Below are 25,006 nucleotides of genomic sequence, written 5' to 3'. Positions count from 1 at the left end.
AAACTGAAAGAATTTCACGTTGCGAAAATGAGGCTGAGGGGAAGCTGAGGAAAGTTAGAGGTTTTTTACGCCTTCCCCTCATGGGAGAGGAAGGCGTAAGGAATTACAGAAGTTGCGTCAGACGATTAAGATCAGATTGCAACGCACCTGCGGTCACGTCACGTCCTGCACCCGGCCCGCGGATCACCAGCGGATTATCGCGATACCAGCGACTTTCGATAGCGAACACGTTATCGCACGGCAGTAATGCGGCCAGAGGATGGTCGTCACGCACCGCTTCAACACCCACACGGGCTTTGCCATTGGCATCGAAACGGGCCACGTAGCGCAGCACCAGGCCCATTTCACGGGCGGCTTCCAGACGTTGCAGCATTTGCTGGTTCAGCGCCTCACCGTCTTCAAAAAACTGATCTACGGAACCGTTCGCGCAACTTTCCGGCACCAGAGATTCCACGCGAACCTGCGTCGGTTCGATGTCATACCCCGCTTCGCGCGCCAGGATCACCAGCTTGCGCATGACGTCCTGACCGGATAAATCATCGCGCGGATCCGGCTCAGTCAGCCCCTGCTGCCAGGCTAAATCCACCAGTTCGGTGAACGGCAGCGTGCCGTCAAATTGCAGGAACAGCCAGGACAATGTTCCCGAGAAAATGCCGCTGATGGCCAGAATGCTGTCGCCGCTTTCGCGTAAATCACGCACCGTATGGTTAACCGGCAAACCAGCGCCGACAGTGGCGTTATACAACCAGTGGCTGCCGGTTTTTGAAAACGCGTCGCGGATCTGACGGTATTTATTCGTGTCCGACGCGCCTGCCTGTTTGTTGGCACTGATGACATGGAAACCGTAGCTGGCGAAATCCAGATACTGATCGGCCAGTTCAGCGCTGGCGGTGACATCCAGAACCACTAAATCGTCATAAGGATGCGCGCGCATCCACAGGAACAGCGATTCTTCGTCATGCGCCTGCGATTCATCATCAAAGAAGGCCAGCGCACGGCTGGCGTCCAGCCCTTCATAATTGAGCAGACTGCGCTTGCTGTCGACCACACCGGCCAGCACAAACTCAAAACCGCTGCGGGCAGAAATATTCTTTTGTTCACGGGCGAACAGTTCCAGCCAGCGTGAACCGATATTGCCTTTACCAAACAGCATCAGACCGATTTGCTTTTCAGCACGGAACAACGTTTTGTGCAGCCCCTGAATCAGGTGCGCGGTCGGGCCGATACGCAGTACAGCCACCAGACTGATACCGTCTTCGGCCTGCCAGATAAACTCCACCGGCTGATCTTTCATTTCCTGATAAAAACGGTGGCTGTGCAACGGATTCTTGCACACGCCCGCCCCGACCAGCGCCACCAGCGCCAGCCCTTCACGCAGGGTCAGACGCGCCGGAAGGGCCGCCTCTTCGAGAACCTGCAACGCGCTGCCCGCCACTTCAGAGGTGTAGCAAAGTTGCAGCAGATTACGGTCAGGATGAATGCCGGTACACAGCGGTTTGATCTGCGCACGTTTAAGCAGCAGCTCAACATCTTTTTGTGCCAGACCAAAATCGTGGCCGGAAGGAATGACCATTTCGATCAGACAAATATCATCATGGCTGGTGACAATTTTCGCGCCGGTACCGGAAGCCAGCACGCGTTCAATACGCGTTGAGCCCTGCTCCGGCTGGTAACTGCACCGCAGTTGCAAATCAATATCGCTGCCGGAAACCGGCTGAAGGGTACGGGTGTGCAGAACCGGTGCCGCCAGACGCGCCAGTTCACTGGCTTCATCGAGACGCAATAACGGCAGCAGGCAGGCATCTTTCACTTTGCGCGGATCGGCGCTGTAGACACCGGCCACATCACTCCAGATGGTCACACGGCTGGCATTAGCCAGTGCGCCAATCTGGGTGGCGGAATAGTCACTGCCGTTACGGCCAAGCAGTACGGTTTCACCCGCGTCACTGCGGGCGATAAAGCCGGTCACCACCAGATATTGCTGAGGATGCTGCGCGAGAAGTTGTTGCAGCAGCGGATACGAACGGCCTTCATCAACCTGAGGTTGCGCAGCGCGTTCAGCCCGCAGGAATTCACGGGCATCCAGCCAGGCGGCCGGTAATTCCAGCTTACACAGCACTGCAGACATCAGGCGTGCAGACCAGACTTCGCCGTGCCCGACGACTTCAGCATAAATTGCATCGGTCATTTTGCCGTCAAGCAAAACAGCCAGACGTTCGAGATCATGAATAAAAGAAGCAATAAGCGGTTCGGCCATTTCCGGCGGCAACAGACCGGTTATCAAATCACTCTGATAACGGCGCAAAGCCTGCTGAACCTGATGCGCAGAAATTCTGTCTGTCTGGCTGAGCTTCAGCCAGCTGATCAGCTGGTTGGTTGTGCTGCCAGCCGCCGACACCACCATCATGTCACCCGGCTTCGCATACTCGGCCATAATGCCAGCGACACGCAGATAACACTTCACGTCGGCCAGACTGCTACCACCAAATTTGTGCAACTGACGACTTCCCGCCGGCGCTGCAACCGCTATTGCATTCATACTTACCTCGTTGCCACTGACTGGAATGCATTTTCCAGATCAGCAATCAAATCTTCGCTGTCTTCAAGACCTACAGAAATACGGAGCAAGCTGTCAGAAATCCCGGCGGCTTTGCGCGCTTCCGGCGCCATGCCAGCATGTGTCATGGTCGCGGTATGAGAAATCAGGCTTTCGACGCCTCCCAGTGATTCTGCGAGGGTAAATAACTTCAATTCTTTCAGGAAATGGCGCAACTGAGCTTCATCCCCGTTAAATTCAAAACTGATCATGGCACCAAAGCCACGTTGCTGGCGGCAGGCAATTTCATGTCCCTGGTTTTCCGGCAGCGACGGATGATACAGCTTTTTGACCTGCAATTGTTTTTGTAAATAAGCAACAATTGCCAGTGCATTTTCCTGTTGCTGTTTCACGCGAACCGTTAACGTGCGCAAACCGCGCAATAACAGATAGCTGTCAAAGGCCGCAGCGGTAACGCCAATGTTGTTCGCCCACCAGGCGAGTTCTGTCGCATGTTCTGCGGTCTTAGATATTACCGTACCGGCGACCACATCAGAATGCCCGTTCAGATATTTAGTACATGAATGGACGACTAAATCCGCACCAAGCTGCAATGGATTTTGCAACGCCGGACTCAGGAAGGTGTTGTCCACCACTGTCAGGGCACCGGCGGCGCGGGACGCGTCGCAAATCGCCTGAATATCCACCACACGCAGCAAAGGATTGCTCGGCGTTTCAATCAGCACCAGCTTCGGCTTTTCTTTCAGCGCATCGGCCAGCGCCTGTGGATCACCCTGATCCACAAACAGCACGCGATACGCGCCACGTTTGCTCAGGCTGTCGAACAACCGGTAACTGCCGCCGTAGCAGTCGTGCGGCGCAACCAGTAAATCGCCAGGTTTCAGAAAGACCGTACACACCAGATGAATGGCTGACATACCGCTGCTGGTCAGAACCGCACCGGCGCCGCCTTCCAGATCAGCCAGCGCACGCTGGACAACATCCCGTGACGGATTGCCGCGACGTGAATAGTCATGGGCTCTTGGCTGATTGAAATCTTCAAAGTTATAGGTACTGGAAAGGTAGATTGGCGGAACTACACAACCATATTGCTGATCATTGTTCAGGCCACTGCCCACGGCAATGGTGGCTTGCTTGTGCGTCATAATCGTTTCTTCCTGACGAATTGCGAAGGATGAGGATATAAAGAGTAACGTCCGGATTTATAGACGTCAATACATCTGGACATCTAAACTTCTTTGCGTATAGATTGAGCAACAGCGCAATACCCGCTAAAATTATGGCGTTAATGAAGATGTCAGGCAGATCTGTCGTGCCGGGAGACGTAAGCTCAAGGTAACAAAATGAACAGTGCCGCAGGGAAAAACGTGAAATGTCCCTGTTAAATTCCGACATTTACTTAGTGAGAACAGTGAAAATCGGGCATAATCACGCGGTTTTCAGAATTTTATTTTTTGATAAATTTAAGGTGTCCCATGGCTGAGTGGAACGGCGAATATGTCAGCCCTTACGCTGAACACGGTAAGAAAAGCGAACAAGTTAAGAAAATCACGGTATCCATTCCGCTGAAAGTCCTCAAAATTCTCACCGATGAACGCACCCGTCGCCAGGTAAACAACCTGCGTCACGCGACCAACAGTGAATTATTGTGTGAGGCTTTTCTGCACGCCTTCACCGGTCAGCCTTTGCCGAATGACGAAGACCTGCGTAAAGAACGCAGTGACGAAATACCGGAAGCGGCGAAGATCCTGATGCGTGAACTGGGTGTGGATCCTGATACCTGGGAATACTGATCGCAACATCGCAAAGATGTGCTGAAAGACCGTGCGGCTCCCGTCGCGCGTTTTTTCAGTATCTGCGCGAAGAAAGAGAGTGCGGGAACGGGCATTTTATCTGGCGGGACGTCAAACGACAGGTAACAAAAAAGGCGCCAAAGGCGCCTTTTTTTGCTCTCAAGCGAAGCTTATTTGCTGCCTGGAACGCTGAAACGCTTGTTGAAGCGGTCAACGCGGCCACCGGTAGCCACTTCACGTTGCTTACCAGTGTAGAACGGGTGGCATTCGCCACAAACGTCCAGGTTCAGATCGTGACCCACAGTTGAGTGAGTTTTGATAACGTTACCGCATGAGCAAGTTGCAGTAACTTCTACATATTTAGGGTGAATACCTTGTTTCATGGAAAACCTCTTCTTAAGGCCGCGTCGCTATCCAACCCTGTTCTGTCAGACACCACGCGTAGTGGATGATAGGCTTTGAGTACGAAATGCACCAAAGGCGGCGAATCATACAGAATCTCTGACAACCGCGCAATCATGTTCATGCATTTCGAAGGACACAGTGTACACTATCTCGTCATTTTTTTATAGTCTGGACCCCCAATGCCTGTTGCCCACGTTGCTTTACCCGTCCCGCTCGCCCGTACTTTCGACTATCTGTTGCCGCCTGATATGCAGGTTTCAAAGGGTTGCCGGGTCAGTGTGCCTTTCGGAAAACGCGACGCCATTGGCATCGTCACTCAGGTCAGCGACTTCAGCGAATTTGGCCTGGAGAAACTGAAACCGGTGCGGGAAGTCCTCGACAGCTCCAGTCTGTTTACCCCTGATCTGTGGCGCATCTTGTTTTGGGCCGCCGACTATTACCATTACCCGATCGGCGAAGTGCTGTTCCATGCGCTGCCGGTATTGTTACGTCAGGGGAAAGCCGCTGAGCTTACACCGCTGTGGCAATGGTTCGCCACCGAGGAGGGGCGCGCGACGCCGCTCGACAGTCTCAAACGTGCGCCAAAACAACAGCAGGCGATGGCAGCACTGATGCAAAAACCGTTGTATCGTCATCAGGTTGCCGATCTTGATCTTACCGATACGGCCCTGCAGGCATTACGAGCCAAAGGGCTGACGGATTTACGCAGTATTGCGCCCGCCACGCACGACTGGCGCCAGGATTTCTCGGTGATCGGCGAACGTTTACGACTCAATACCGAGCAGGCCACCGCCGTCGGCGCGATCCGCAGTGAAGATCAGCAATTTTCCGCCTGGTTGCTGGCCGGTGTAACCGGCTCAGGTAAAACCGAAGTGTATCTGAGCGTGCTGGAAAACATTCTGGCGCAGGGTCGGCAGGCGCTGGTGATGGTGCCGGAAATCGGCCTGACGCCGCAAACCATCGCACGTTTTCGCGAACGTTTCAGTGCGCCGGTGGATGTGCTGCACTCCGGCCTGAACGACAGCGAACGCCTCGCCGTCTGGCTGCGGGCGCGCAATGGCGAAGCGGGCATCGTCATTGGCACCCGTTCATCGCTGTTTACACCGTTTGCGCGCCTCGGCGTCATTATCATTGATGAAGAACACGACAGTTCTTATAAGCAGCAGGAAGGCTGGCGCTATCACGCCCGTGATCTGGCGGTGTACCGCGCTCACGCTGAAAATATCCCGATTATTATGGGCTCGGCAACCCCGGCGCTGGAAACGCTGCACAATGTTGAACTGGGGAAATATCGTCAGCTCAAACTGACCAAACGTGCCGGAAATGCCAAACTCGCCCGTCAGAATTTGCTGGATTTAAAAGGGTTGCAGCTGAAAGTCGGGCTGTCTCAACCGCTGATCCAGAAAATGCAGGAGCATCTGAAAGCCGATAATCAGGTCATGCTGTTCCTCAACCGCCGCGGCTATGCGCCTGCCCTGCTTTGCCATGAGTGTGGCTGGATAGCCGAATGTCAGCGCTGTGATCACTATTACACTCTGCACCAGAATCAGCGTCAGTTACGCTGCCACCATTGTGACAGTCAGCGCGCCGTGCCGCATCAGTGTCCGCATTGCGGCTCAACACAACTGGTCTCGGTCGGCGTCGGTACAGAACAGCTGGAAAACGAACTGGCGCCGTTGTTCCCGGATACGCCAATCACGCGCATTGACCGCGATACCACCAGCCGGAAAGGTTCGCTGGAACAACACCTGAATGAAGTCCATCGTGGCGGCGCACGTATTCTTATCGGCACCCAAATGCTGGCAAAAGGGCACCACTTCCCTGATGTTACGCTGGTGTCATTGCTGGATGTCGACGGCGCGCTGTTCTCGGCAGATTTCCGTTCTGCCGAGCGCTTTGCCCAGCTTTATACGCAGGTTTCAGGCCGTGCCGGACGTGCAGGCAAACAGGGTGAAGTCGTATTGCAAACTCACCATCCCGAACATCCGCTGTTACAGGTGCTGTTGCAGCAGGGCTACGACGAGTTCGCCAGACAGACCCTGGCGGAGCGCAAAAGCGTCTTCCTTCCTCCTTATACCAGCCACATTATGATCCGCTCGGAAGACCACGATAATCAGCAATCTGCGCTGTTCCTTCAGCAGTTACGTAATCTGCTCGAATCCAGTCCGCTGAAAGATGATTCGCTGTGGATCCTGGGGCCGGTTCCTGCCTTACAAGCCAAACGCAGCGGACGTTTCCGCTGGCAGCTTTTATTGCAGCATCCTTCACGGCGCGTTTTGCAGCATCTGATCAAAAGCTCTCAGCCGCTGATTTCAAGTCTGCCGCAAGCCAAAAAAGTGAAATGGACACTGGATGTCGATCCGATTGACAGCTGATTCCAAAAGCGAATTTGCGTGAATAGTCAGGTTTTTTGCGTGATGCATCGAAAAAAGCATCTGGGTCACACTTTTAATGCAAATTAGGTAACAAATCCTACTCACATTCTGTTTAGAATGTGATGAGCTACACATCATGCGTAGCCAGGTGAGGAATGTTGATGTTGTTGTCTCAGTTTGATGCTGTTGCAAGGAGAGAGACGTTGGAGCACAAGAAAGAATTACCCGCCGCAACAATGAAAGATGTGGCTGAACAGGCAGGCGTTTCAACAGCAACCGTATCCCGTGCATTAATGAATCCGGAGAAAGTCTCCGCCGCGACTCGCCAGAAAGTTGATCAGGCCGTCATGGCCGTCGGTTATTCTCCTCATGCCCTGGCCCGCAACCTGAAGCGTAATGAATCACGCACTATTTTGGTGATCGTCCCCGACATCTGCGATCCGTTTTTCGCCGATCTGATCCAGGGGATCGAGCGCACGGCCGCCGAAAGCGGTTATCTGGTGTTGATCGGTGATTGTGCTCAGCAAAATCAGCAAGAGAAAACCTTTATCAATCTGATCATTACCAAGCAAATTGACGGTATGCTGCTGCTCGGCTCTGATTTACCTTTCGATGCCAGCAAAGAAGAACAACGCAATTTGCCACCGATGGTGATGGCGAATGAATTTGCGCCGGAACTTGAACTGCCGACAGTCCACATTGATAACCTGACGGCCGCGTTCGAAGCTGTGCATTATCTTCTCAAGCTGGGGCATCACCGTATTGCCTGCATCGCCGGGCCAAAGCATATGCCATTGTGCCAGTACCGTTCACAAGGTTATGTGCAGGCGCTGCGCCGCAACGGACTGAGCGTCGAGAGCAAGCTGACCATTCATGGCGATTTCAGCTATGAATCGGGGGCGCAAGCCGTCACCGAGTTGATGGCCCTGCCCGTGCCACCGACGGCGATTTTCTGCCACAACGATGTGATGGCGATTGGTGCCATGTTCCAGGCGAAAAAAATGGGTCTGCGTATTCCGCAGGATTTGTCGGTTGTCGGCTTCGATGACATCAAGGCCAGCCAGTATACCGATCCTCCGCTGACGACCGTTGCGCAGCCGAGATTCCAGCTTGGCCGTCAGGCCATGTTATTATTACTTGAGCAGTTACAGGGAAATCCGGTACAAAACGGTTCGCTGCTGCTTGATAGCGAGCTGGTGGTGCGGGAAAGCACTGCTGCCCCAAAAGCGTGAGTCCGATTTTATGCTGTTCAACAGTTTTAATTTCAGTAAATGTTCAGGGTTGAGTAACATGACGCACTTCTTCATTCATCACGACACAGCGAAACGATAGTGGCACAAAGAGACTATGTAAGCCGTGGGCGCTCAGGAGCGCGGCGGAAAAGTACCAGCCGGAGTAAAAAACGCAGTTCCACAACGATCTCCAAAACCATGGTGGTGTTAGCCGTTGCGGTACTGGTGGTGTTTGTCGGTGGCCTCTATTTTATTGCGCACAATAAACATGAAGAAGCGACAGTGTTGCCGACGCACGCTGTCCGTCCGGGTAATGGATTGCCACCTAAGCCAGAAGAACGCTGGCGCTACATTAAAGAACTGGAAAACCGCCAGATGGGCGTCACCACGCCGACAGAACCGACGGCGGGCGGACAGGTCGAATCCAAAACACAACTGACGCCTGAACAGCGCCAGCTTCTCGAACAGATGCAGGCCGATATGCGCCAGACACCAACACAGTTGTCTGAAGTGCCGTATAACGACCCGAATCAGGCCACGCAGGCACCAGCGCATACTCAGCGTCAGGTTCAGCAACAGCAGCCGACGTACGCGCAGCAGCAGCCGGTAACTCAGCCGCGTCAGGTTCAGCCACAGCCAACGTATACGCCGCAAACGCAGCCGGTACGTGCGCCTCAGGCCCAGGTGCAAACGCAACCCGTTCAGCCAAAACCGAAGCCGCAAGTGAAAGAGCCGGTGAAAGAAGCACCGAAACCGCAACAGCCAGCCACCATTACCCAGGCTGAGCCGGAAAAACCGAAAGCACAGGAAAAAACCCAGCGCTTTGTGGTTCAGTGCGGTTCGTTCAAAGGATCTGAGCAGGCGGAATCCCAGCGCGCCAAGCTGGCATTCGAAGGTTTTGAAGGCCGGATCACCACCGGCGGTGGCTGGAGTCGCGTCGTCATCGGCCCGTACAACAGCCGTTCTGGTGCTGACAGCACACTATCGCGCCTCAAAGGCGCTGGCATCTCCGGTTGCATTCCCGTCGCAACCGGGGGTTGAAAACCCGTAATCCTTCCCCAATCTATACTTTCAATATGCCCCGTAAGTTTGTGAGACACGTTCAGTGTCCCGCAAACCTGCGGGGATCTTTTCCGTCTGCAACGAGGAACCGCTCGTGACAACAATTGTAAGTGTACGCCGCAACGGCAAGGTCGTTATCGGTGGTGATGGCCAGGCCACATTGGGAAATACCGTCATGAAGGGCAACGTCAAAAAAGTACGTCGCCTGTATAACGACAAAGTGATCGCGGGCTTTGCTGGCGGCACGGCTGATGCCTTCACGCTGTTTGAGCTGTTCGAACGCAAACTGGAAATGCACCAGGGTCATCTGGTGAAAGCCGCCGTTGAACTGGCAAAAGACTGGCGTACCGACCGCATGTTACGCCGTCTGGAAGCCCTTCTGGCCGTGGCCGATGAAAACGCCTCGCTTATCATCAGCGGTAACGGTGACGTTATCCAGCCTGAAAACGATCTGATTGCCATTGGTTCCGGTGGCCCGTATGCCCAGGCTGCTGCACGCGCGTTGCTGGAAAACTCCGAGCTTGAAGCGCGCGACATCGTCGAAAAATCGCTGAGCATCGCCGGTGACATCTGCATCTACACCAACCAATTCCACACTATCGAAGAATTGTCTTCTAAAGCGTAAGGATCGAAAATTATGTCTGAGATGACCCCGCGCGAGATCGTCAGCGAGTTAGACAGTTACATCATTGGCCAGGATAAAGCGAAACGCGCCGTGGCTATTGCTTTGCGTAACCGCTGGCGCCGGATGCAGCTTGATGAAGCGCTGCGCCACGAAGTCACCCCGAAAAATATTCTGATGATCGGTCCGACCGGTGTCGGTAAAACCGAAATTGCCCGCCGTCTGGCGAAGCTGGCTAACGCGCCGTTCATCAAAGTAGAAGCGACTAAATTCACGGAAGTCGGTTACGTCGGTAAAGAAGTGGATTCCATTATCCGCGACCTGACCGATTCCGCCGTAAAAATGGTGCGCCTGCAATCTATTGAGAAAAACCGTTATCGTGCTGAAGAACTGGCCGAAGAACGTATTCTGGATGTGCTGATCCCGCCAGCGAAAAACAACTGGGGACAACCTGACGAAGCGCAGGAACCTTCTGCTGCACGCCAGAACTTCCGCAAAAAACTGCGTGAAGGCCAGCTCGACGACAAAGAGATTGAAATCAGCCTGGCATCCGGCCCGATGGGCGTGGAAATCATGTCCCCTCCGGGTATGGAAGAAATGACCAATCAGTTGCAGTCGATGTTCCAGAGCATGGGTGCTCAGAAACAGAAACCGCGCAAACTGAAAATCAAAGAAGCGCTGAAGCTGCTGATCGAAGAAGAAGCCGCGAAACTGGTGAACCCGGAAGATCTGAAAGAACAGGCAATCGAGGCCGTTGAGCAACACGGCATCGTGTTTATCGATGAGATCGACAAAATCTGTAAACGTGGCGGCCAGAGTTCAGGCCCGGACGTCTCCCGCGAAGGTGTTCAGCGTGACCTGCTGCCTCTGGTGGAAGGCTGTACGGTGTCTACCAAGCACGGCATGGTGAAAACCGATCACATTCTGTTTATCGCTTCCGGCGCATTCCAGACGGCCAGCCCGTCAGACCTGATCCCTGAGTTGCAGGGTCGTCTGCCTATTCGTGTGGAACTGCAGGCGCTGTCGACTGAAGACTTCGAACGCATACTGACCGAGCCAAGTGCTTCGCTGACTCATCAGTACAAAGCATTGATGGCGACCGAAGGCGTAACCATTGATTTCACCGCTGACGGTATCCGCCGTATTGCGGAAGCCGCATGGCAGGTGAACGAAACCACCGAGAACATAGGTGCGCGTCGTCTGCATACCGTTCTGGAGCGTCTGATGGAAGATATCTCTTACGATGCCAGCGAAAGCAACGGTATCTCCATAAACATTGATGCAGATTATGTTAGAAGCCACCTTGACCAGCTGGTAGCTGATGAAGATCTGAGCCGTTTTATCTTATAATTTGCTCATACGTTCCGAAAGTGATCTTCAGGGAGGCGTTTGCCTCCCTGATTTTTTTAGATTTCGGACTGATTCTTCACCTGAGAAATCACCTATGAGCACAATCACGCCTTTCACTCCGACAACCCCCGCCCGCGCCTGGCTCGAAAGCCTGCGCCCGAAAACCTTGCCACTGGCGTTTGCTTCTATCGTTATGGGTTCTGCCATTGCCAGCCTGCAAGGCGTTTTCCATCCGCTCATTGCACTACTGGCGCTGCTGACTGCGGGCTGTTTGCAAATTTTGTCAAATCTGGCGAATGACTATGGCGATGCCGAGAAAGGCAGTGACACGCCGGAACGCGTCGGGCCCTTACGCGGCATGCAAAAGGGCCTGATTACCGCCGGGCAGATGAAGCGCGCGATTATCCTGACCATCGCGCTGACCCTTATCTGCGGTACTGCGCTTATTGCCGTGGCCTGTCATAAGCCTAGTGACGTGGTCGGGTTTCTGATCCTCGGCTTGCTGTCGATTGGCGCCGCCATTACCTATACCGTCGGCACACGACCTTATGGCTACATGGGACTTGGCGATATTTCCGTGCTGATCTTCTTCGGCTGGATCAGTGTCGCAGGGACGTTTTATTTACAGGCAGGCTATTTCGACTGGATCGTAATGCTTCCGGCGACGGCGACAGGTTTGCTGTCCACTGCGGTACTCAATATCAATAATTTGCGCGATATCGAAACCGACAGCGCCAACGGCAAGAATACCCTGGCGGTTCGCCTCGGGCCGGTTAACGCACGACGCTATCACGCCATCATTCTGACCGCCGCCGTGCTGTGTCTGGTGATTTTCTCCGCCCTGCACCTGCCTCACTGGACCGGCTGGCTGTTTATTCTGGCGCTCCCAATGCTGGCAAAACATCTGATACGGGTGATGAAATCGACAACATCCACTGAAGTCCGCCCGTTGCTGGAACATATGGTAAAAACCGCGTTGCTGACTAACGTCTTGTTTGCAGTGGGTCTGTTGCTCAATTGAGTAAAGTTGGCCTGATGTGCGTTTATCAGGTCACTTTTCACATTTAACAATTGATGATTTTGCCAACATCCGCCGGAAAGGGATATACTGAACACTCATGCAGCAACCAGATGAAATCCTATGAAATACGATACTTCCGAACTTTGCGACATCTACCATGAAGAAGTGAATGTCGTTGAACCCTTGTTCTCCAACTTTGGCGGCCGTACTTCATTTGGCGGGCAAATCACCACCGTGAAATGCTTCGAAGATAATGGCTTGCTTTATGACCTGCTGGAAGAAAATGGCCGTGGCCGTGTATTAGTGATCGATGGTGGCGGTTCTGTTCGTCGCGCACTGCTGGATGCCGGACTGGCACGCCTTGCATTGCAAAACGAATGGGAAGGCATCGTGATTTACGGTGCAGTCCGTCAGGTTGATGATCTCGAAGAGCTGGATCTGGGTATCCAGGCGATGGCGGCTATCCCGGCTGGCGCAGGCAGTGAAGGGATTGGCGAAAGCGACATTCGTGTCAATTTCGGCGGCGTCACCTTCTTCTCCGGCGACCATCTTTATGCCGATAATACCGGTATCGTGCTGTCCGAAGACCCGCTCGATATTGAGTGATTTCCTTCTGAGCACAACAAAAAAGGACGCCAAGGCGTCCTTTTTTATTTGGAATATGAAGTAATTAAACTTCTTCCATTTTTCCCAACAATGCACGCAGACGATCCTGCCATACGTGTTGTTCTTCTTTCAGCTGCGCATTTTCACGCACCAGAGACTCATGGTTGCCGCTGGCTTGCTGAACTTCCTGAGACAGGGTGTTGTTCTGCTCTTTCAGTTCTTCGATTTCCATCTGCAACAGAGTAATGGTATCAATCGCTTGCTGAACTTTAGCTTCTAATTTCTCAAATACTTCAAATGACATTTTTCGGTCCCCTTATGTTCGCAAGGCGCACATCTTATGTTCTGCCGCATCGTCCGGACACGGCTCAAAAATTCCTGCACTCCGTCGATTTTTATAACGAATTCATCAGAGAATTGCGCAAAACCAGCGTGTGTCTTAACGGGTGATTGTATGTAGCCAGCTTTGTTCTGTCTACCCGCAACCCCTTTATCCACGCAGTCTGTTGCAATTTAACAGCGCCGGGTATCAGGAAATGCTTAAAAAGCAGCGTCACACACCAGAAATACTGTTTAATGCCGAATAACCTTAGCCGCTGCGCGGGAAGGCATGTTGATGTTCGTTTGTCACAAATGGCGGCTGAAAATGTTAAATCATGGACTTTTTGCGCTGCATCAAGTTCCAACAATACGCGAAATCGCTCATTTTTATGACGCGACACACAAAATTTGATTTCGCTATTTCTCGTTTATGCTCGTTAACGATAAATTCACATTACGTTCTCATTTAATGATGAACGCCAAAATCCGATTACGTTGACAAACGACATAACAGAAAAATTATAACTAACCATTAACATCATCCTTAGCAGGATCAAACTATGAGCCAAACCATGAGTTCCACATTAAAAGGTCAGTGCATCGCTGAGTTTCTGGGTACCGGGCTTATCATTTTCTTTGGTGCGGGCTGTGTCGCAGCAATGAAACTTGCCGGGGCAACCTTTGGCCAGTGGGAAATCAGTATTATCTGGGGTCTGGGTGTGGCAATGGCCATCTACCTGACTGCCGCCATCTCCGGCGCACACCTGAATCCGGCGGTGACCGTCGCACTTTGTTTGTTTGCAAACTTTGAAGGACGCAAAGTTCTGCCTTACATCATTGCGCAGGTCGCGGGAGCTTTCTGCGCCGCCGCACTGGTCTACGGCCTTTACTACAACCTGTTCTTCGATTTTGAGCAAAGCCACAACATGGTGCGCGGCAGCGTCGAAAGTCTGGATCTGGCCGGTATTTTCTCTACCTATCCAAACCCGCACATCAGCGTATTGCAGGCGTTTCTGGTAGAAACGGTGATTACGGCCATTCTGATGGCGCTGATCCTCGGCCTGACCGATGACGGCAACGGCATTCCACGTGGTCCGCTGGCGCCATTGCTGATCGGTATCCTGATCGCGGTTATCGGTGCCTCCATGGGGCCACTGACCGGATTCGCCCTGAACCCGGCACGTGACTTTGGTCCGAAAGTCTTCGCCTACTTCGCTGGCTGGGGCAAGGTTGCCTTCACCGGCGCGCGCGATATTCCTTATTTCCTGGTGCCGATTTTTGGCCCGCTGCTCGGTGCTTCTCTGGGTGCCATCGCGTATAAAGCGCTGATCGGCCGCCATTTGCCAAATCAGATTAATGAGCCGGCAGAAGAAAAAGCACCTCAGCCATCCAAACAGCATAAGGCCTGATCGGCTAAACTGTTCCATAGCTTACTCATTCGCAGGATGAATATTATGTCAGCAGATACGACTCACGAAAAAAAATACATTGTTGCACTCGACCAGGGTACAACCAGTTCACGCGCGGTAGTGCTGGATCACGATGCCAATATCGTCAGCGTGTCACAACGCGAATTCACCCAGATCTACCCTAAGTCAGGCTGGGTTGAGCACGACCCGATGGAAATCTGGTCATCGCAAAGCTCGGTGCTGGTGGAAGTGCTGGCGAAAGCCGACATTAACTCCGATCAGATTGCCGGTATCGGTATCACCAACCAGCGCGAAACCACCATCGTGTGGGAAAAAGAAACTGGCAAGCCAATCTATAACGCGATTGTCTGGCAATGTCGCCGAACTGCTGACATCTGCGAAAAACTGAAAAAAGACGGTCTGGAAGAATACATTCGCCATAACACCGGCCTGGTTATCGACCCTTACTTCTCCGGCACCAAACTGAAGTGGATCCTCGACAACGTTGAAGGCTCTCGCGAACGCGCTAAACGCGGCGAACTGCTGTTCGGCACCGTCGACACCTGGTTGGTCTGGAAAATGACGCAGGGACGTGTTCACGTGACGGATTACACCAACGCTTCGCGTACCATGCTGTTCAACATCCATGATCTGCAATGGGATGAGCGCATGCTGGAAGTGCTGGATATTCCACGTGAAATGCTGCCGGAAGTTCGCTCTTCTTCTGAGATTTACGGCCAGACCAACATTGGTGGTAAAGGCGGTACGCGTATTCCTATCGCTGGCATCGCAGGTGACCAGCAGGCGGCGCTCTATGGTCAGCTGTGTGTACAACCGGGTATGGCGAAAAACACCTACGGCACTGGCTGCTTCCTGCTGATGAATACCGGTACTGAAGCGGTCGCCTCTAAAAATGGCCTGCTGACTACCATCGCCTGCGGCCCGCGCGGCGAAGTCAACTACGCGCTGGAAGGGGCTGTGTTTGTCGGCGGTGCGTCCATTCAGTGGCTGCGTGATGAACTGAAGCTGATCAGCGACGCAACTGACTCCGAATATTTCGCCATGAAAGTGAAAGACACGAACGGCGTTTACGTAGTGCCTGCCTTTACCGGCCTCGGCGCCCCTTACTGGGATCCGTATGCCCGCGGCGCAATCTTCGGTCTGAGCCGTGGTGCGAACAGCAACCACATCATCCGCGCGACGCTGGAATCTATCGCTTACCAGACCCGCGACGTACTGGATGCCATGCAGGCAGACTCGGGCGCTCGTCTGCAGGCACTGCGTGTGGACGGCGGTGCGGTGGCCAACAACTTCCTGATGCAATTCCAGTCAGACATTCTTGGCACCCGCGTTGAGCGCCCTGAAGTGCTGGAAGTCACCGCGCTGGGTTCTGCTTTCCTGGCAGGTCTGGCCGTCGGCTTCTGGAACGACCTGGAAGAAGTGCGCAGCAAAGCGACCATCGAACGTGAATTCCGCCCAAGCATTGAAACGACGGAACGTAATGTCCGCTATAAAGGCTGGCAAAAAGCGGTGGCACGCGTTCGTTCGTGGGAAGATCACGACGAGTAATCGCCAGATATTATCACCAACACCCCTTTCTGAAACTCCCCATCCGGGGAGTTTTTTTATGCACCTTTCCCGTTGTGCTAAAATCTGCGCCACAGATGAGCCTCGCCTCACCGACCTCTTTTTTTCTTTCTACAGGCTTTCCAATGAAACGTGAATTAGCAATCGAGTTCTCCCGCGTGACCGAAGCTGCCGCGCTCGCCGGTTACAAATGGCTGGGTCGTGGCGATAAAAACCTTGCCGATAACGCTGCCGTTCAGTCCATGCGCATCATGCTCAATAAAGTCGATATCGACGGCACTATCGTGATTGGCGAAGGGGAGATTGATGAAGCGCCGATGCTGTATATCGGTGAAAAAGTCGGTACCGGCAACGGCGACGCGGTGGATATCGCGGTCGATCCTATTGAAGGTACACGYATGACCGCCATGGGCCAGTCCAATGCGCTGGCTGTGCTGGCAGTTGGCGACAAAGGTTCGTTCCTCAATGCACCCGACATGTACATGGAAAAGATCGCCGTCGGGCCGGGTGCCAAAGGCGCGATTAATCTCGAACTGACGCTGGCAGAGAATCTGGCCAATATTGCTAAAGCGCTGGATAAACCGCTGACCGAACTGACCGTCGCTGTTCTGGCAAAACCCCGTCACGACGACGCCATCCGCGAAATGCTGGCGTCAGGCGTGCGTGTGTTCGCATTCCCGGACGGCGATGTGGCGGCGACAATCCTGACCTGCATGCCGGAAAGTGAAGTGGATGTGCTGTATGGCATCGGCGGTGCGCCGGAAGGCGTGATTTCCGCTGCGGTGATCCGTGCGCTGGATGGCGATATGCAGGGCCGTTTGCTGGCGCGTCATGATGTGAAAGGCGATACACCGGAAAACCGTCGTATCGGCGAAGAAGAGCTGGCGCGCTGTAAAGCGATGGGGATCGAGGCCGGTAAAGTGCTGCTGCTGGATGATATGGCGCGTAACGATAACGTGATTTTCTCCGCGACCGGTATTACCAAAGGCGACCTGCTGGAAGGCATCAGCCGTCAGGGAAACATGGCGACCACCGAGACGCTGCTGATCCGCGGAAAATCCCGCACCATCCGCCGTATCCGCTCGACCCATTACCTCGACCGAAAAGACGCTGCGCTGCACGAATTTATTATCTGATCAACTTCCTTCCGGTCATCAAAAAGCAGGGCCATCAGCGCCCTGCTTTTGCACCATCAGGCAGTATGTCCTTCATGCTGGCTACGGTTCGACATCGGCCACCAGCACAGTAAAATCAGCAATGCCATCGTAAACATCAGTAACCCGAGGCTGAACTGACCGGTTTGCGGCAACATCGCCGACATCCATGCTACCAGCCCTGACCCCATATTCTGCAATCCGCCAACCAGCGCACCGGCCGCGCCCGCCAGATACGGGAAAGGCTCCATTGCACCGGTGGTCGCCAGCGGGAACAACATGCCAGCGCCAAAGAAAAACAGCGAAGCCGGCACCACCAGCGTCCAGATATTCATGATACCCAGCCAGCCAGGGATCCACATCGCCAGACCGGCCAGCAGACAACTGATGACCGAATGCCACATCAGTTGCTGGAAACTTTTCTCCGCCCGCCCGGCATACCAGGCACCAAAGAAGGCAGCAGGGATCGGCAGGATAAACAGTACGCTGACCATCACACCGCTCAGCCCGAGGACACCGCCCATCAGCACACCGCAACTGGCTTCAAACACCGCCACACCGGCCAGTGCACCGACCAGCATCACCAGATAGCGGCTGAAATTGGCGTCGGCCAGCAATAAACGCAGGCTGCCCAGCATGTTGCGCGGCGGATGGTCGGCAGTGAATTCCGGACGAGTTTCCGGCAACCAGCGGTACATCGAAAACGCCACACCGGCGCACAGAATCAGCAGGAAACCAAAACTGGCCCGCCAGCCTAACCACGCTGACAGTGCGCCACCAATCACCGGCGCCAGCAGCGGGCTGATCAGAATGCCCATGTTCAGCAGGCTGTTGGCATGGCGCAACGCGCCGCCACTGTAGAGATCACGCGGCATGGTTCTCGCCATTACGCCCGCCACACCGGTGCCCAACCCCTGAATGGCTGCAAAGGCGATCAGCATATTCAGGCTCGTTGACATCATCGCGCCCGCCGCACCAATCAGGAAAATCATCAGGCCGGTCAGGATCACCGGTTTACGGCCAATATTATCGGAAAGCGGGCCGTAAACCAGTTGCGAGCCGCCGTATGTCAGCAGATAGGCTGCCATCACCCGCTGTACCGCGCCCGGTTTCACGGCCAGACTGGTGGCCATGTCCGCGATATTCGGCACATAAATGGTTTGTGCCATTTGCCCGACAGCCACCAGCAAAATGAGCATGATAAGCAGGTGGATATTTTCCAGATTTTTCATTTTTCAGTTCATTATCAAATAAGATTGGAAAAGTGCAGAACAAATAACCAGTAAATTCAGCCAGACTACAGCGGCGCATAAGTTAACAAATTAATATGAATAAGCGAGTGTTGTAGGAAACTCTTCTCAACCTGTACTGGCAGCAGCGGGAACCACATGTGTAACGCAGGGTGTACGAAAATCGATATTGGCTAACGGGTGATGAACAGGCTGATAACATTTAACCGATACGGGATTCGGAAAATTTGAAATAAAATCAGGACATAATTTTGCAATTCATATTTCTCACTACATGAAGAAATCAGAAACCACGGGAGTTTTTTATGGCTGATTGGGTGACAGGAAAAGTCAAAAAAGTTGAGCACTGGACAGACAATTTGTTCAGCATCACGGTCAATGCGCCCATCGATCCTTTTACCGCTGGCCAGTTCGCCAAACTTTCGCTGGATATTGACGGCGAGCGGGTGCAGCGCGCCTATTCCTATGTAAACCCACCCTCCAGCGGCGAACTGGAGTTTTATCTGGTGAATGTGCCGGAAGGAAAACTCAGCCCGCGGCTTCACGTGATGCAGCCCGGTGACGAAATCAACATCACCAAAGAAGCCGCCGGATTTTTCGTGGTTGAAGAAGTGCCTGAATGCGCGACCCTGTGGATGCTGGCAACCGGTACCGCTATCGGGCCGTATCTGTCTATTTTGCAGGAAGGTATCGGACTGGAGCGGTTCAAGAATATTGTTCTGGTTCACGCGGCACGCTTTGCAGCAGATCTCAGCTATCTGCCATTAATGCAGCAACTGCAACGCCGTTATGAGGGCAAACTCCATATCCAGACCGTGGTCAGTCGCGAGGAGATTTCCGGTTCGCTGACCGGTCGCGTGCCTGCGTTGATTGAAAGCGGCGCACTGGAAGCGGCTGTCGGCCTTAAGATGCTGGCAGAGGACAGCCACGTGATGTTGTGCGGCAATCCACAGATGGTTCGCGATACCCAGCAAGTACTGAAAGACACGCGGGGTATGCGCAAACATCTCAAACGCAAGCCGGGCCATATGACCAGCGAGCATTACTGGTAAATCTGTTAGCGCAAAACTAGCGGAATTTAACGTCGTCCGGTTCCGGGCCAAAGCGATTTGCGCCCGGTGTGCCGGTAAAAGCGCCGCAGTCGATCAGCAACATAATGAAAATCACCGATGGCGCGAGCCGGCCCAGAACCCAGCTCCACGTCTGCGGCATCGCCGCTGCCCAGTTACCCGCCACCAGCATCCACGCCAGCACAAACAGCAGCGCCCACCAGGCCGATTTATTGCGGTCATGCAATCTTTTCACCAACACTGCGGCAGTCGGCCACAGTAAAACCACCAGCGCGAATCCGGCGGACTGATAGGTAATCCATTCCTGTGCGGCAAAAAAGAAATCAACCACCATCAGAATCAACCAGCTAACCATCCAGAGCCAGAAATCGCGGCGGCCCAGGCGGCCGTTAAAAGAAAACAGTGCATGCTGTAACGTCATTGGCAGTCCGTTCCGTAAAGTACAAGAGGAGTAAAATATTAAAACAGGCGGAGTGTAACTCACGGGCAGCGATGACGAGAATCTTTACGCACTCCTTTTGACATTACCCCCCGTTCCCCGCTTTAATCGGACTGTTGAAACAAAATAAGAAACGCCCTATGACTGTTGCTCAATCCTTATTACGACTGGCGCTGCCCGCGCTGCTTATGCTCGCTTGCCAGAATAGTGCACTCGCCGATCCGCCGGTCGATCACTCTGGCGCAGAGGAGATGCCAAAAGCCCCTTACCTGCTTGCTGGCGCACCCACCTTTGAAACGACGCTGATCAATTTTCGCGCCAAATACAATGAAGCCAATCCGACCCAGCAGATTGGCGAGTTCCGGTCGATCAGTGATAAATCTCCAAACAGTTCCCTGACCCGCGCTGCCAGCAAGATTAATGAAAACCTGTATGCCTCGACCGCACTGGAAAAAGGCACCGGTAAAATCAAAACGCTGCAAATCACCTATCTGCCGATTCAGGGGGCTGAAGAAAAGGCCGCACGCACGCTGGCGATAAGCTATATGGCTAACCTGATGCGTCAGTTCGACGCCACATTATCCACCGAGCAAAGCGTGGCAAGAGTCGCTTCTCTGATCGAAAAAGGAAAAGGTCAGCAGTTTTATAAGCAGGAGGTAGGCGCGGTGCGTTTTGTCATTTCAGACAATGGCGAAAAAGGACTGACATTCGCCGTTGAGCCGGTCAAGCTGGCGCTTGCTGAGCCGTGAGATGACGGTTTTTAATGACAAAAAGCAAAGCCTTTATGACCAATGATCTCTATACTGTTGCACAGGTAATCTGCTTATTTGGCAGAAATTTTAATCGACACTCGCGTCCCCTTTTGGAGGAAAAAACATGCGACATCCATTAGTGATGGGTAACTGGAAGCTTAACGGCAGCACCCACATGGTTAACGAACTGATTGCTGCTCTGCGTACTGAACTGAGCACAGTTGTAGGTTGTGGCGTTGCAATTGCTCCACCAGAAGTTTACCTGTCACAGGCTAAACACGCTCTGGCTGGCAGCCGTATTACGCTGGGTGCTCAGAACGTTGATGCTAACCTGTCTGGCGCATTCACCGGTGAAATCTCTGCCGACATGCTGAAAGACATCGGTGCGCAATACATCATCATCGGTCACTCAGAACGCCGTACTTACCACAAAGAAAGTGATGAGTTCATCGCGAAAAAATTCGGCGTGCTGAAAGAAGCGGGCCTGACTCCTGTTCTGTGCATCGGTGAAACCGAAGCAGAAAACGAAGCAGGCAAAACTGAAGCCGTTTGCGCTAAACAACTGGACGCGGTTCTGAGCACTCTGGGTGCGAAAGCATTCGAAGGCGCAGTCATCGCTTACGAACCTGTTTGGGCGATCGGTACCGGCAAATCTGCCACCCCGGCTCAGGCTCAGGCTGTTCACAAATTCATCCGTGACCACATCGCGAAACAAGATGCTGCGGTTGCTGAACAAGTTATCATCCAGTACGGCGGTTCTGTTAACGCTGCAAATGCTGCTGAACTGTTCACCCAGCCAGACATCGATGGCGCACTGGTTGGCGGCGCATCACTGAAAGCAGACGCTTTCGCTGTGATCGTGAAAGCCGCTGCTGAAGCTAAACAAGCGTAAGCCTGTTTCTTCTGCGCATAAAAAAAACCCCGGCATGCCGGGGTTTTTTTATTGCCTGTAACATGGCGATTAACGCCTCGAGATTTGGTCGAAAATTCCGTCTGTCGCAAAATGGTCTTTCTGCGCCTCAGCCCAGGTACCTGCAACCTGATCAATGGTGAACAGTTTCAGTTTCGGGAATTCAGCCGCGAATTTCTTCTCCACTTCCGGATCACGCGGACGGTAATAATTTTCTGCCGCGATAGTCTGGCCTTCCGGCGAGTACAGGTATTTCAGGTAAGCATCCGCCACTGTACGGGTATCACGCTTATCCACGACTTTATCAACCACAGAAACCGTTGGCTCCGCCAGAATCGATTCGCTTGGCGTGACGATTTCGAACTTATCTTTGCCGACTTCTTTTGTTGCCAGCAACGCTTCGTTTTCCCAGGCAATCAGCACATCACCGATACCACGTTCAACGAAAGTATTCGTTGCGCCACGTGCACCGGAGTCCAGCACTTCGACGTTTTTATACAATGCTTTCACGAAATCCTGAGCCTTCGCTTTGTCATTGTTGTTGTGATGCAACGCGTAACCCCAGGCTGCCAGATAGTTCCAGCGTGCGCCGCCAGACGTTTTAGGGTTCGGCGTAATCACCGATACACCCGGTTTGATCAAATCATTCCAGTCATGAATTTGTTTCGGGTTGCCTTTGCGCACCAGGAACACAATGGTGGACGTGTAAGGCGCAGAGTTGTCCGGCAGGCGGGTGATCCAGTTTTTATCGATACGGCCGCGTTCTGCAATAGCATCAACGTCATAAGCCAGCGCCAGTGTTACCACATCCGCTTCAATGCCATTAATTACTGACGTAGCCTGTTTGCCTGAGCCACCATGCGACTGGCGTACGGTGACGGTATCACCGGTTTTGCCCTGCCAGTATTTACTGAATGCCTTGTTATATTGTTCATAGAATTCGCGGGTTGGATCGTATGACACGTTCAGAATCTGAATATCTTTGGCAATTGCTCCGGTTGCCACCAACAGCAATCCCAAACCTGCAGCCCATTTACGCATCGTACTCTCCCGAAATAGTTTCTATGGATTTCATTTATTTGTTCGTTAAAGAGAGCGTGCCAGATAAAAACGAAACACATAAAGAATAAAAGGTTTTTTTCTATTACTTTATGGAATAAACAAAAAGAGTGGCGAAAAAAAACCTCCCGCAAAGGAGGTTCTTTTAAACACGCAATAAGCTGAATCAGAAAAGTTTTTTCGCCGTGTCGTACCAGTCTTCTTTAAATTTGCTTTTCTTGTTCTCTGGCGCGATACAAATCGAGATGAGTTCGTGAACCATTTTCTCGTTTTCAACACCCACGCAGAAACCGCCCTGAGAATAGTCACGATCTTCTTCCAGCAACAGGTCAACAGCATACGCACCCATGCGGGAAGCCAGGATACGGTCATAAGCGACAGGTGCGCCGCCACGCTGAATATGACCTAATACCGTGCCACGCGTTTCACGACAGGTTTCTTTCTCGATGTATTTAGCCAGTTCTTCAATGTCATCTAACTTCTCGGTGATGGCAACGATGGCATGTTTTTTGCCTTTCGCGATACCGGCTTTGATTTCAGCAACCAGATCATCACGTTTGAATTCAACTTCAGGGATAGCGATAAATTCGCAACCCCCGGCAATCGCTGCTGCTAAGGTCAAATCACCGCAATAACGGCCCATCACCTCAACAATAGAGATACGCTGGTGTGAAGAGGAGGTATCACGTAAACGGTCAATGGCTTCAACCACTGTGCCCAGCGCCGTGAAGAAACCGATAGTGTAGTCAGTGCCCGCAACGTCGTTATCGATTGTGCCTGGCAGGCCGATGCAACGGATGCCACCTTCTTTGGTCAGCAGGTCTGCACCGGCATATGAACCGTCACCGCCGATAACCACAAGGCCATCGATACCACGGTCTTTCATATTCTGCAGCGCAACTTTACGCATTTCTGGATCACGGAATTCCGGGAAACGTGCTGAACCCAGGAAAGTACCGCCACGGTTGATCATATCGGAGACGCTGTAGCGATCCAGTTTGCGCATGCGGTTTTCATACATGCCGAGGTAGCCATCTTCAATACCGTAGACTTCCAAATCTGCAGATAAAGCGGCGCGGACAACGCCACGGATCGCAGCATTCATGCCTGGGGCATCGCCACCACTTGTCAGTACACCAATTTTTTTGATCATGACTACCTCTGAACTTGTAGATGCAATTTCTTAAGAATCTTGAGCCAGCCTGTTGGGCGAATTTTTTTTATGCAGCCAAAAGGGCTTATTAGCGTTTGAGCCTATAGTATAACAAAACACCGGTGCTGAATTGATTCAAGTCAGCAAGAATACGCATACACCGCTCGGTACATCGCAATTTACTGATTCATACGGCTTTTACAAGATATTTCCAGTTCGTTACGATCACATTTCCACCTTGTTAATTTCCTGTTCTGCAAATCCAACCCAAATTGAGGACAAAAAAAACCCCACCTTTCGATGGGGGAAGACAGGGATGGTGTCTATGGCAAGGAAAAACAGGGATCTTACTCGGTCGTGCTGGTACTACTCGTCTTCTGGGCAGAAGAGGGCTGTAATCCAGATAACTGCATTTGCATCTGTTTCATGCGCTGCTCATGTTTCTGGTTCAATACATCTTTTTGCTCAGGGGTCAGCAGATTAAACATCTGGTTGCGGATGCGGGCCATTTCGACCTGACGATCCACCTGCTCCTGAGCCATTAATTCAGCTTGTGCTCGCACGGCGGCCTGATCAAACTTTTCGGCGGTAACCAGCCTGTGCATCGTTTCTATCTGTTCTACATTTACATGGGGTAGATCTTTACGAGCCTGGTGCATCAGGTCACGCATTTGCTGGCGCTGTTGCTCAGTAAGATTTACACCATCAAACATGGTGTTGCGTTCCTGAGGCTTATCCAACATCGTGCTATCATGTTCTGCTGGCATCGCCGACACTGGTTTCGCACCATCTGCTAAAACGACACCTGAACTCAGCGTCAGAAGCGTGGCCAAACCGAATGAAGCTGCCTTAAACATCACATACTCCTAAAGTCTTTAT

General features: G+C 52.7%; 23 protein-coding genes. 14 read left to right on the top strand and 9 right to left on the bottom strand.

The annotated features are described in order from the left end of the window. Positions 1 to 103 precede the first annotated feature (103 nt). Both AC1DUO_RS14150 and metB read right to left on the bottom strand, forming a co-directional pair. Positions 104 to 2,539, bottom strand: coding sequence for a bifunctional aspartate kinase/homoserine dehydrogenase II (locus tag AC1DUO_RS14150; protein ID WP_013577575.1), 2,436 nt, complete (start codon positions 2,537 to 2,539; stop codon positions 104 to 106). Between the two features lie 2 nt (positions 2,540 to 2,541). Further along, positions 2,542 to 3,702 (bottom strand): cystathionine gamma-synthase, encoded by a 1,161-nt coding sequence (metB, locus tag AC1DUO_RS14145; protein WP_013577576.1) that lies wholly within the window; start codon positions 3,700 to 3,702, stop codon positions 2,542 to 2,544. Between the two features lie 330 nt (positions 3,703 to 4,032). Here metB and metJ point away from each other — a divergent pair, with 330 nt between their 5' ends. Continuing rightward, positions 4,033 to 4,350: a met regulon transcriptional regulator MetJ gene (gene metJ / locus AC1DUO_RS14140; protein ID WP_004392248.1), complete on the top strand. Its 318-nt coding sequence runs from the start codon at positions 4,033 to 4,035 to the stop codon at positions 4,348 to 4,350. A gap of 170 nt (positions 4,351 to 4,520) precedes the next feature. On the opposite strand, the gene rpmE is transcribed toward metJ, so the two are convergent. Then, the gene (gene rpmE, locus AC1DUO_RS14135) at positions 4,521 to 4,733 is read right to left on the bottom strand and encodes a 50S ribosomal protein L31 (protein WP_013577577.1); all 213 of its coding nucleotides are present in this window, start codon (positions 4,731 to 4,733) and stop codon (positions 4,521 to 4,523) included. Between the two features lie 201 nt (positions 4,734 to 4,934). Between rpmE and priA the strand changes: the two genes are divergently transcribed. From priA to rraA, 7 genes are all read left to right on the top strand, one after another. Then, positions 4,935 to 7,130, top strand: a complete 2,196-nt coding sequence (priA, locus tag AC1DUO_RS14130; protein WP_015690597.1) for a primosomal protein N' — start codon at positions 4,935 to 4,937, stop codon at positions 7,128 to 7,130. 203 nt (positions 7,131 to 7,333) lie between these two features. Beyond that, positions 7,334 to 8,362: a DNA-binding transcriptional regulator CytR gene (gene cytR / locus AC1DUO_RS14125; RefSeq protein WP_041689037.1), complete on the top strand. Its 1,029-nt coding sequence runs from the start codon at positions 7,334 to 7,336 to the stop codon at positions 8,360 to 8,362. A gap of 99 nt (positions 8,363 to 8,461) precedes the next feature. Then, on the top strand, positions 8,462 to 9,403 hold the full coding sequence (gene ftsN / locus AC1DUO_RS14120) for a cell division protein FtsN (RefSeq protein WP_071823634.1): 942 nt from the start codon (positions 8,462 to 8,464) through the stop codon (positions 9,401 to 9,403). 115 nt (positions 9,404 to 9,518) lie between these two features. Then, positions 9,519 to 10,049 (top strand): ATP-dependent protease subunit HslV, encoded by a 531-nt coding sequence (hslV, locus tag AC1DUO_RS14115; protein WP_015690599.1) that lies wholly within the window; start codon positions 9,519 to 9,521, stop codon positions 10,047 to 10,049. A gap of 12 nt (positions 10,050 to 10,061) precedes the next feature. Then, positions 10,062 to 11,396 (top strand): HslU--HslV peptidase ATPase subunit, encoded by a 1,335-nt coding sequence (gene hslU, locus AC1DUO_RS14110; protein ID WP_013577582.1) that lies wholly within the window; start codon positions 10,062 to 10,064, stop codon positions 11,394 to 11,396. A 94-nt stretch (positions 11,397 to 11,490) separates the two neighbouring features. Then, complete coding sequence (locus tag AC1DUO_RS14105; RefSeq protein WP_119262194.1) at positions 11,491 to 12,417, top strand: 1,4-dihydroxy-2-naphthoate polyprenyltransferase; 927 nt, start codon at positions 11,491 to 11,493, stop codon at positions 12,415 to 12,417. A 120-nt stretch (positions 12,418 to 12,537) separates the two neighbouring features. Continuing rightward, positions 12,538 to 13,023, top strand: coding sequence for a ribonuclease E activity regulator RraA (gene rraA / locus AC1DUO_RS14100; protein WP_013577584.1), 486 nt, complete (start codon positions 12,538 to 12,540; stop codon positions 13,021 to 13,023). A 64-nt stretch (positions 13,024 to 13,087) separates the two neighbouring features. On the opposite strand, the gene zapB is transcribed toward rraA, so the two are convergent. After that, on the bottom strand, positions 13,088 to 13,327 hold the full coding sequence (gene zapB / locus AC1DUO_RS14095) for a septal ring assembly protein ZapB (protein WP_013577585.1): 240 nt from the start codon (positions 13,325 to 13,327) through the stop codon (positions 13,088 to 13,090). A gap of 577 nt (positions 13,328 to 13,904) precedes the next feature. Between zapB and AC1DUO_RS14090 the strand changes: the two genes are divergently transcribed. From AC1DUO_RS14090 to glpX, 3 genes are all read left to right on the top strand, one after another. Continuing rightward, positions 13,905 to 14,753, top strand: a complete 849-nt coding sequence (locus tag AC1DUO_RS14090) for an MIP/aquaporin family protein (RefSeq protein WP_119262195.1) — start codon at positions 13,905 to 13,907, stop codon at positions 14,751 to 14,753. Positions 14,754 to 14,798: 45 nt separating this feature from the next. Beyond that, entirely contained in the window at positions 14,799 to 16,322 is a 1,524-nt protein-coding gene (gene glpK / locus AC1DUO_RS14085) for a glycerol kinase GlpK (protein ID WP_013577587.1), read from the top strand. Between the two features lie 143 nt (positions 16,323 to 16,465). After that, entirely contained in the window at positions 16,466 to 17,476 is a 1,011-nt protein-coding gene (gene glpX, locus AC1DUO_RS14080) for a class II fructose-bisphosphatase (RefSeq protein WP_013577588.1), read from the top strand. Positions 17,477 to 17,532: 56 nt separating this feature from the next. Here the strand turns inward: glpX and emrD are convergent, their stop codons facing one another. Next, positions 17,533 to 18,726, bottom strand: a complete 1,194-nt coding sequence (gene emrD / locus AC1DUO_RS14075) for a multidrug efflux MFS transporter EmrD (RefSeq protein ID WP_119262196.1) — start codon at positions 18,724 to 18,726, stop codon at positions 17,533 to 17,535. 323 nt (positions 18,727 to 19,049) lie between these two features. Here emrD and fpr point away from each other — a divergent pair, with 323 nt between their 5' ends. Beyond that, positions 19,050 to 19,796 (top strand): ferredoxin--NADP(+) reductase, encoded by a 747-nt coding sequence (fpr, locus tag AC1DUO_RS14070; protein ID WP_112152574.1) that lies wholly within the window; start codon positions 19,050 to 19,052, stop codon positions 19,794 to 19,796. Positions 19,797 to 19,812: 16 nt separating this feature from the next. On the opposite strand, the gene AC1DUO_RS14065 is transcribed toward fpr, so the two are convergent. Beyond that, complete coding sequence (locus AC1DUO_RS14065; protein WP_037035321.1) at positions 19,813 to 20,235, bottom strand: DUF805 domain-containing protein; 423 nt, start codon at positions 20,233 to 20,235, stop codon at positions 19,813 to 19,815. 158 nt (positions 20,236 to 20,393) lie between these two features. Here AC1DUO_RS14065 and AC1DUO_RS14060 point away from each other — a divergent pair, with 158 nt between their 5' ends. Both AC1DUO_RS14060 and tpiA read left to right on the top strand, forming a co-directional pair. Further along, the gene (locus AC1DUO_RS14060; RefSeq protein ID WP_013577592.1) at positions 20,394 to 21,002 is read left to right on the top strand and encodes a DUF1454 family protein; all 609 of its coding nucleotides are present in this window, start codon (positions 20,394 to 20,396) and stop codon (positions 21,000 to 21,002) included. 127 nt (positions 21,003 to 21,129) lie between these two features. Beyond that, complete coding sequence (tpiA, locus tag AC1DUO_RS14055) at positions 21,130 to 21,897, top strand: triose-phosphate isomerase (protein ID WP_119262197.1); 768 nt, start codon at positions 21,130 to 21,132, stop codon at positions 21,895 to 21,897. A gap of 69 nt (positions 21,898 to 21,966) precedes the next feature. Here tpiA and AC1DUO_RS14050 read toward each other — a convergent pair whose 3' ends face one another. The 3 genes from AC1DUO_RS14050 to cpxP form a co-directional block, all read right to left on the bottom strand. Then, positions 21,967 to 22,956: a sulfate ABC transporter substrate-binding protein gene (locus AC1DUO_RS14050; RefSeq protein ID WP_112197345.1), complete on the bottom strand. Its 990-nt coding sequence runs from the start codon at positions 22,954 to 22,956 to the stop codon at positions 21,967 to 21,969. Positions 22,957 to 23,140: 184 nt separating this feature from the next. Next, positions 23,141 to 24,127: a 6-phosphofructokinase gene (pfkA, locus tag AC1DUO_RS14045; protein WP_013577595.1), complete on the bottom strand. Its 987-nt coding sequence runs from the start codon at positions 24,125 to 24,127 to the stop codon at positions 23,141 to 23,143. Between the two features lie 347 nt (positions 24,128 to 24,474). Further along, positions 24,475 to 24,984: a cell-envelope stress modulator CpxP gene (gene cpxP, locus AC1DUO_RS14040; protein WP_013577596.1), complete on the bottom strand. Its 510-nt coding sequence runs from the start codon at positions 24,982 to 24,984 to the stop codon at positions 24,475 to 24,477. Positions 24,985 to 25,006 lie beyond the last annotated feature (22 nt).

This window comes from Rahnella sp. P4_A8 (assembly GCF_056402435.1).
Note: the sequence above shows the minus strand (reverse complement) of the source record. Positions and strands in the feature narration are given on the sequence as shown.

What these genes read in the sequence shown, in the direction of transcription:
- AC1DUO_RS14150 (WP_013577575.1), bottom strand. Translation starts at nt 2,539, where the DNA reads ATGAATGCAATAGCGGTTGCAGCGCCGGCGGGAAGTCGTCAGTTGCAC.
- metB (WP_013577576.1), bottom strand. Translation starts at nt 3,702, where the DNA reads ATGACGCACAAGCAAGCCACCATTGCCGTGGGCAGTGGCCTGAACAAT.
- metJ (WP_004392248.1), top strand. Translation starts at nt 4,033, where the DNA reads ATGGCTGAGTGGAACGGCGAATATGTCAGCCCTTACGCTGAACACGGT.
- rpmE (WP_013577577.1), bottom strand. Translation starts at nt 4,733, where the DNA reads ATGAAACAAGGTATTCACCCTAAATATGTAGAAGTTACTGCAACTTGC.
- priA (WP_015690597.1), top strand. Translation starts at nt 4,935, where the DNA reads ATGCCTGTTGCCCACGTTGCTTTACCCGTCCCGCTCGCCCGTACTTTC.
- hslU (WP_013577582.1), top strand. Translation starts at nt 10,062, where the DNA reads ATGTCTGAGATGACCCCGCGCGAGATCGTCAGCGAGTTAGACAGTTAC.
- AC1DUO_RS14105 (WP_119262194.1), top strand. Translation starts at nt 11,491, where the DNA reads ATGAGCACAATCACGCCTTTCACTCCGACAACCCCCGCCCGCGCCTGG.
- rraA (WP_013577584.1), top strand. Translation starts at nt 12,538, where the DNA reads ATGAAATACGATACTTCCGAACTTTGCGACATCTACCATGAAGAAGTG.
- zapB (WP_013577585.1), bottom strand. Translation starts at nt 13,327, where the DNA reads ATGTCATTTGAAGTATTTGAGAAATTAGAAGCTAAAGTTCAGCAAGCG.
- AC1DUO_RS14090 (WP_119262195.1), top strand. Translation starts at nt 13,905, where the DNA reads ATGAGCCAAACCATGAGTTCCACATTAAAAGGTCAGTGCATCGCTGAG.
- glpK (WP_013577587.1), top strand. Translation starts at nt 14,799, where the DNA reads ATGTCAGCAGATACGACTCACGAAAAAAAATACATTGTTGCACTCGAC.
- emrD (WP_119262196.1), bottom strand. Translation starts at nt 18,726, where the DNA reads ATGAAAAATCTGGAAAATATCCACCTGCTTATCATGCTCATTTTGCTG.
- fpr (WP_112152574.1), top strand. Translation starts at nt 19,050, where the DNA reads ATGGCTGATTGGGTGACAGGAAAAGTCAAAAAAGTTGAGCACTGGACA.
- AC1DUO_RS14065 (WP_037035321.1), bottom strand. Translation starts at nt 20,235, where the DNA reads ATGACGTTACAGCATGCACTGTTTTCTTTTAACGGCCGCCTGGGCCGC.
- AC1DUO_RS14060 (WP_013577592.1), top strand. Translation starts at nt 20,394, where the DNA reads ATGACTGTTGCTCAATCCTTATTACGACTGGCGCTGCCCGCGCTGCTT.
- tpiA (WP_119262197.1), top strand. Translation starts at nt 21,130, where the DNA reads ATGCGACATCCATTAGTGATGGGTAACTGGAAGCTTAACGGCAGCACC.
- AC1DUO_RS14050 (WP_112197345.1), bottom strand. Translation starts at nt 22,956, where the DNA reads ATGCGTAAATGGGCTGCAGGTTTGGGATTGCTGTTGGTGGCAACCGGA.
- pfkA (WP_013577595.1), bottom strand. Translation starts at nt 24,127, where the DNA reads ATGATCAAAAAAATTGGTGTACTGACAAGTGGTGGCGATGCCCCAGGC.
- cpxP (WP_013577596.1), bottom strand. Translation starts at nt 24,984, where the DNA reads ATGTTTAAGGCAGCTTCATTCGGTTTGGCCACGCTTCTGACGCTGAGT.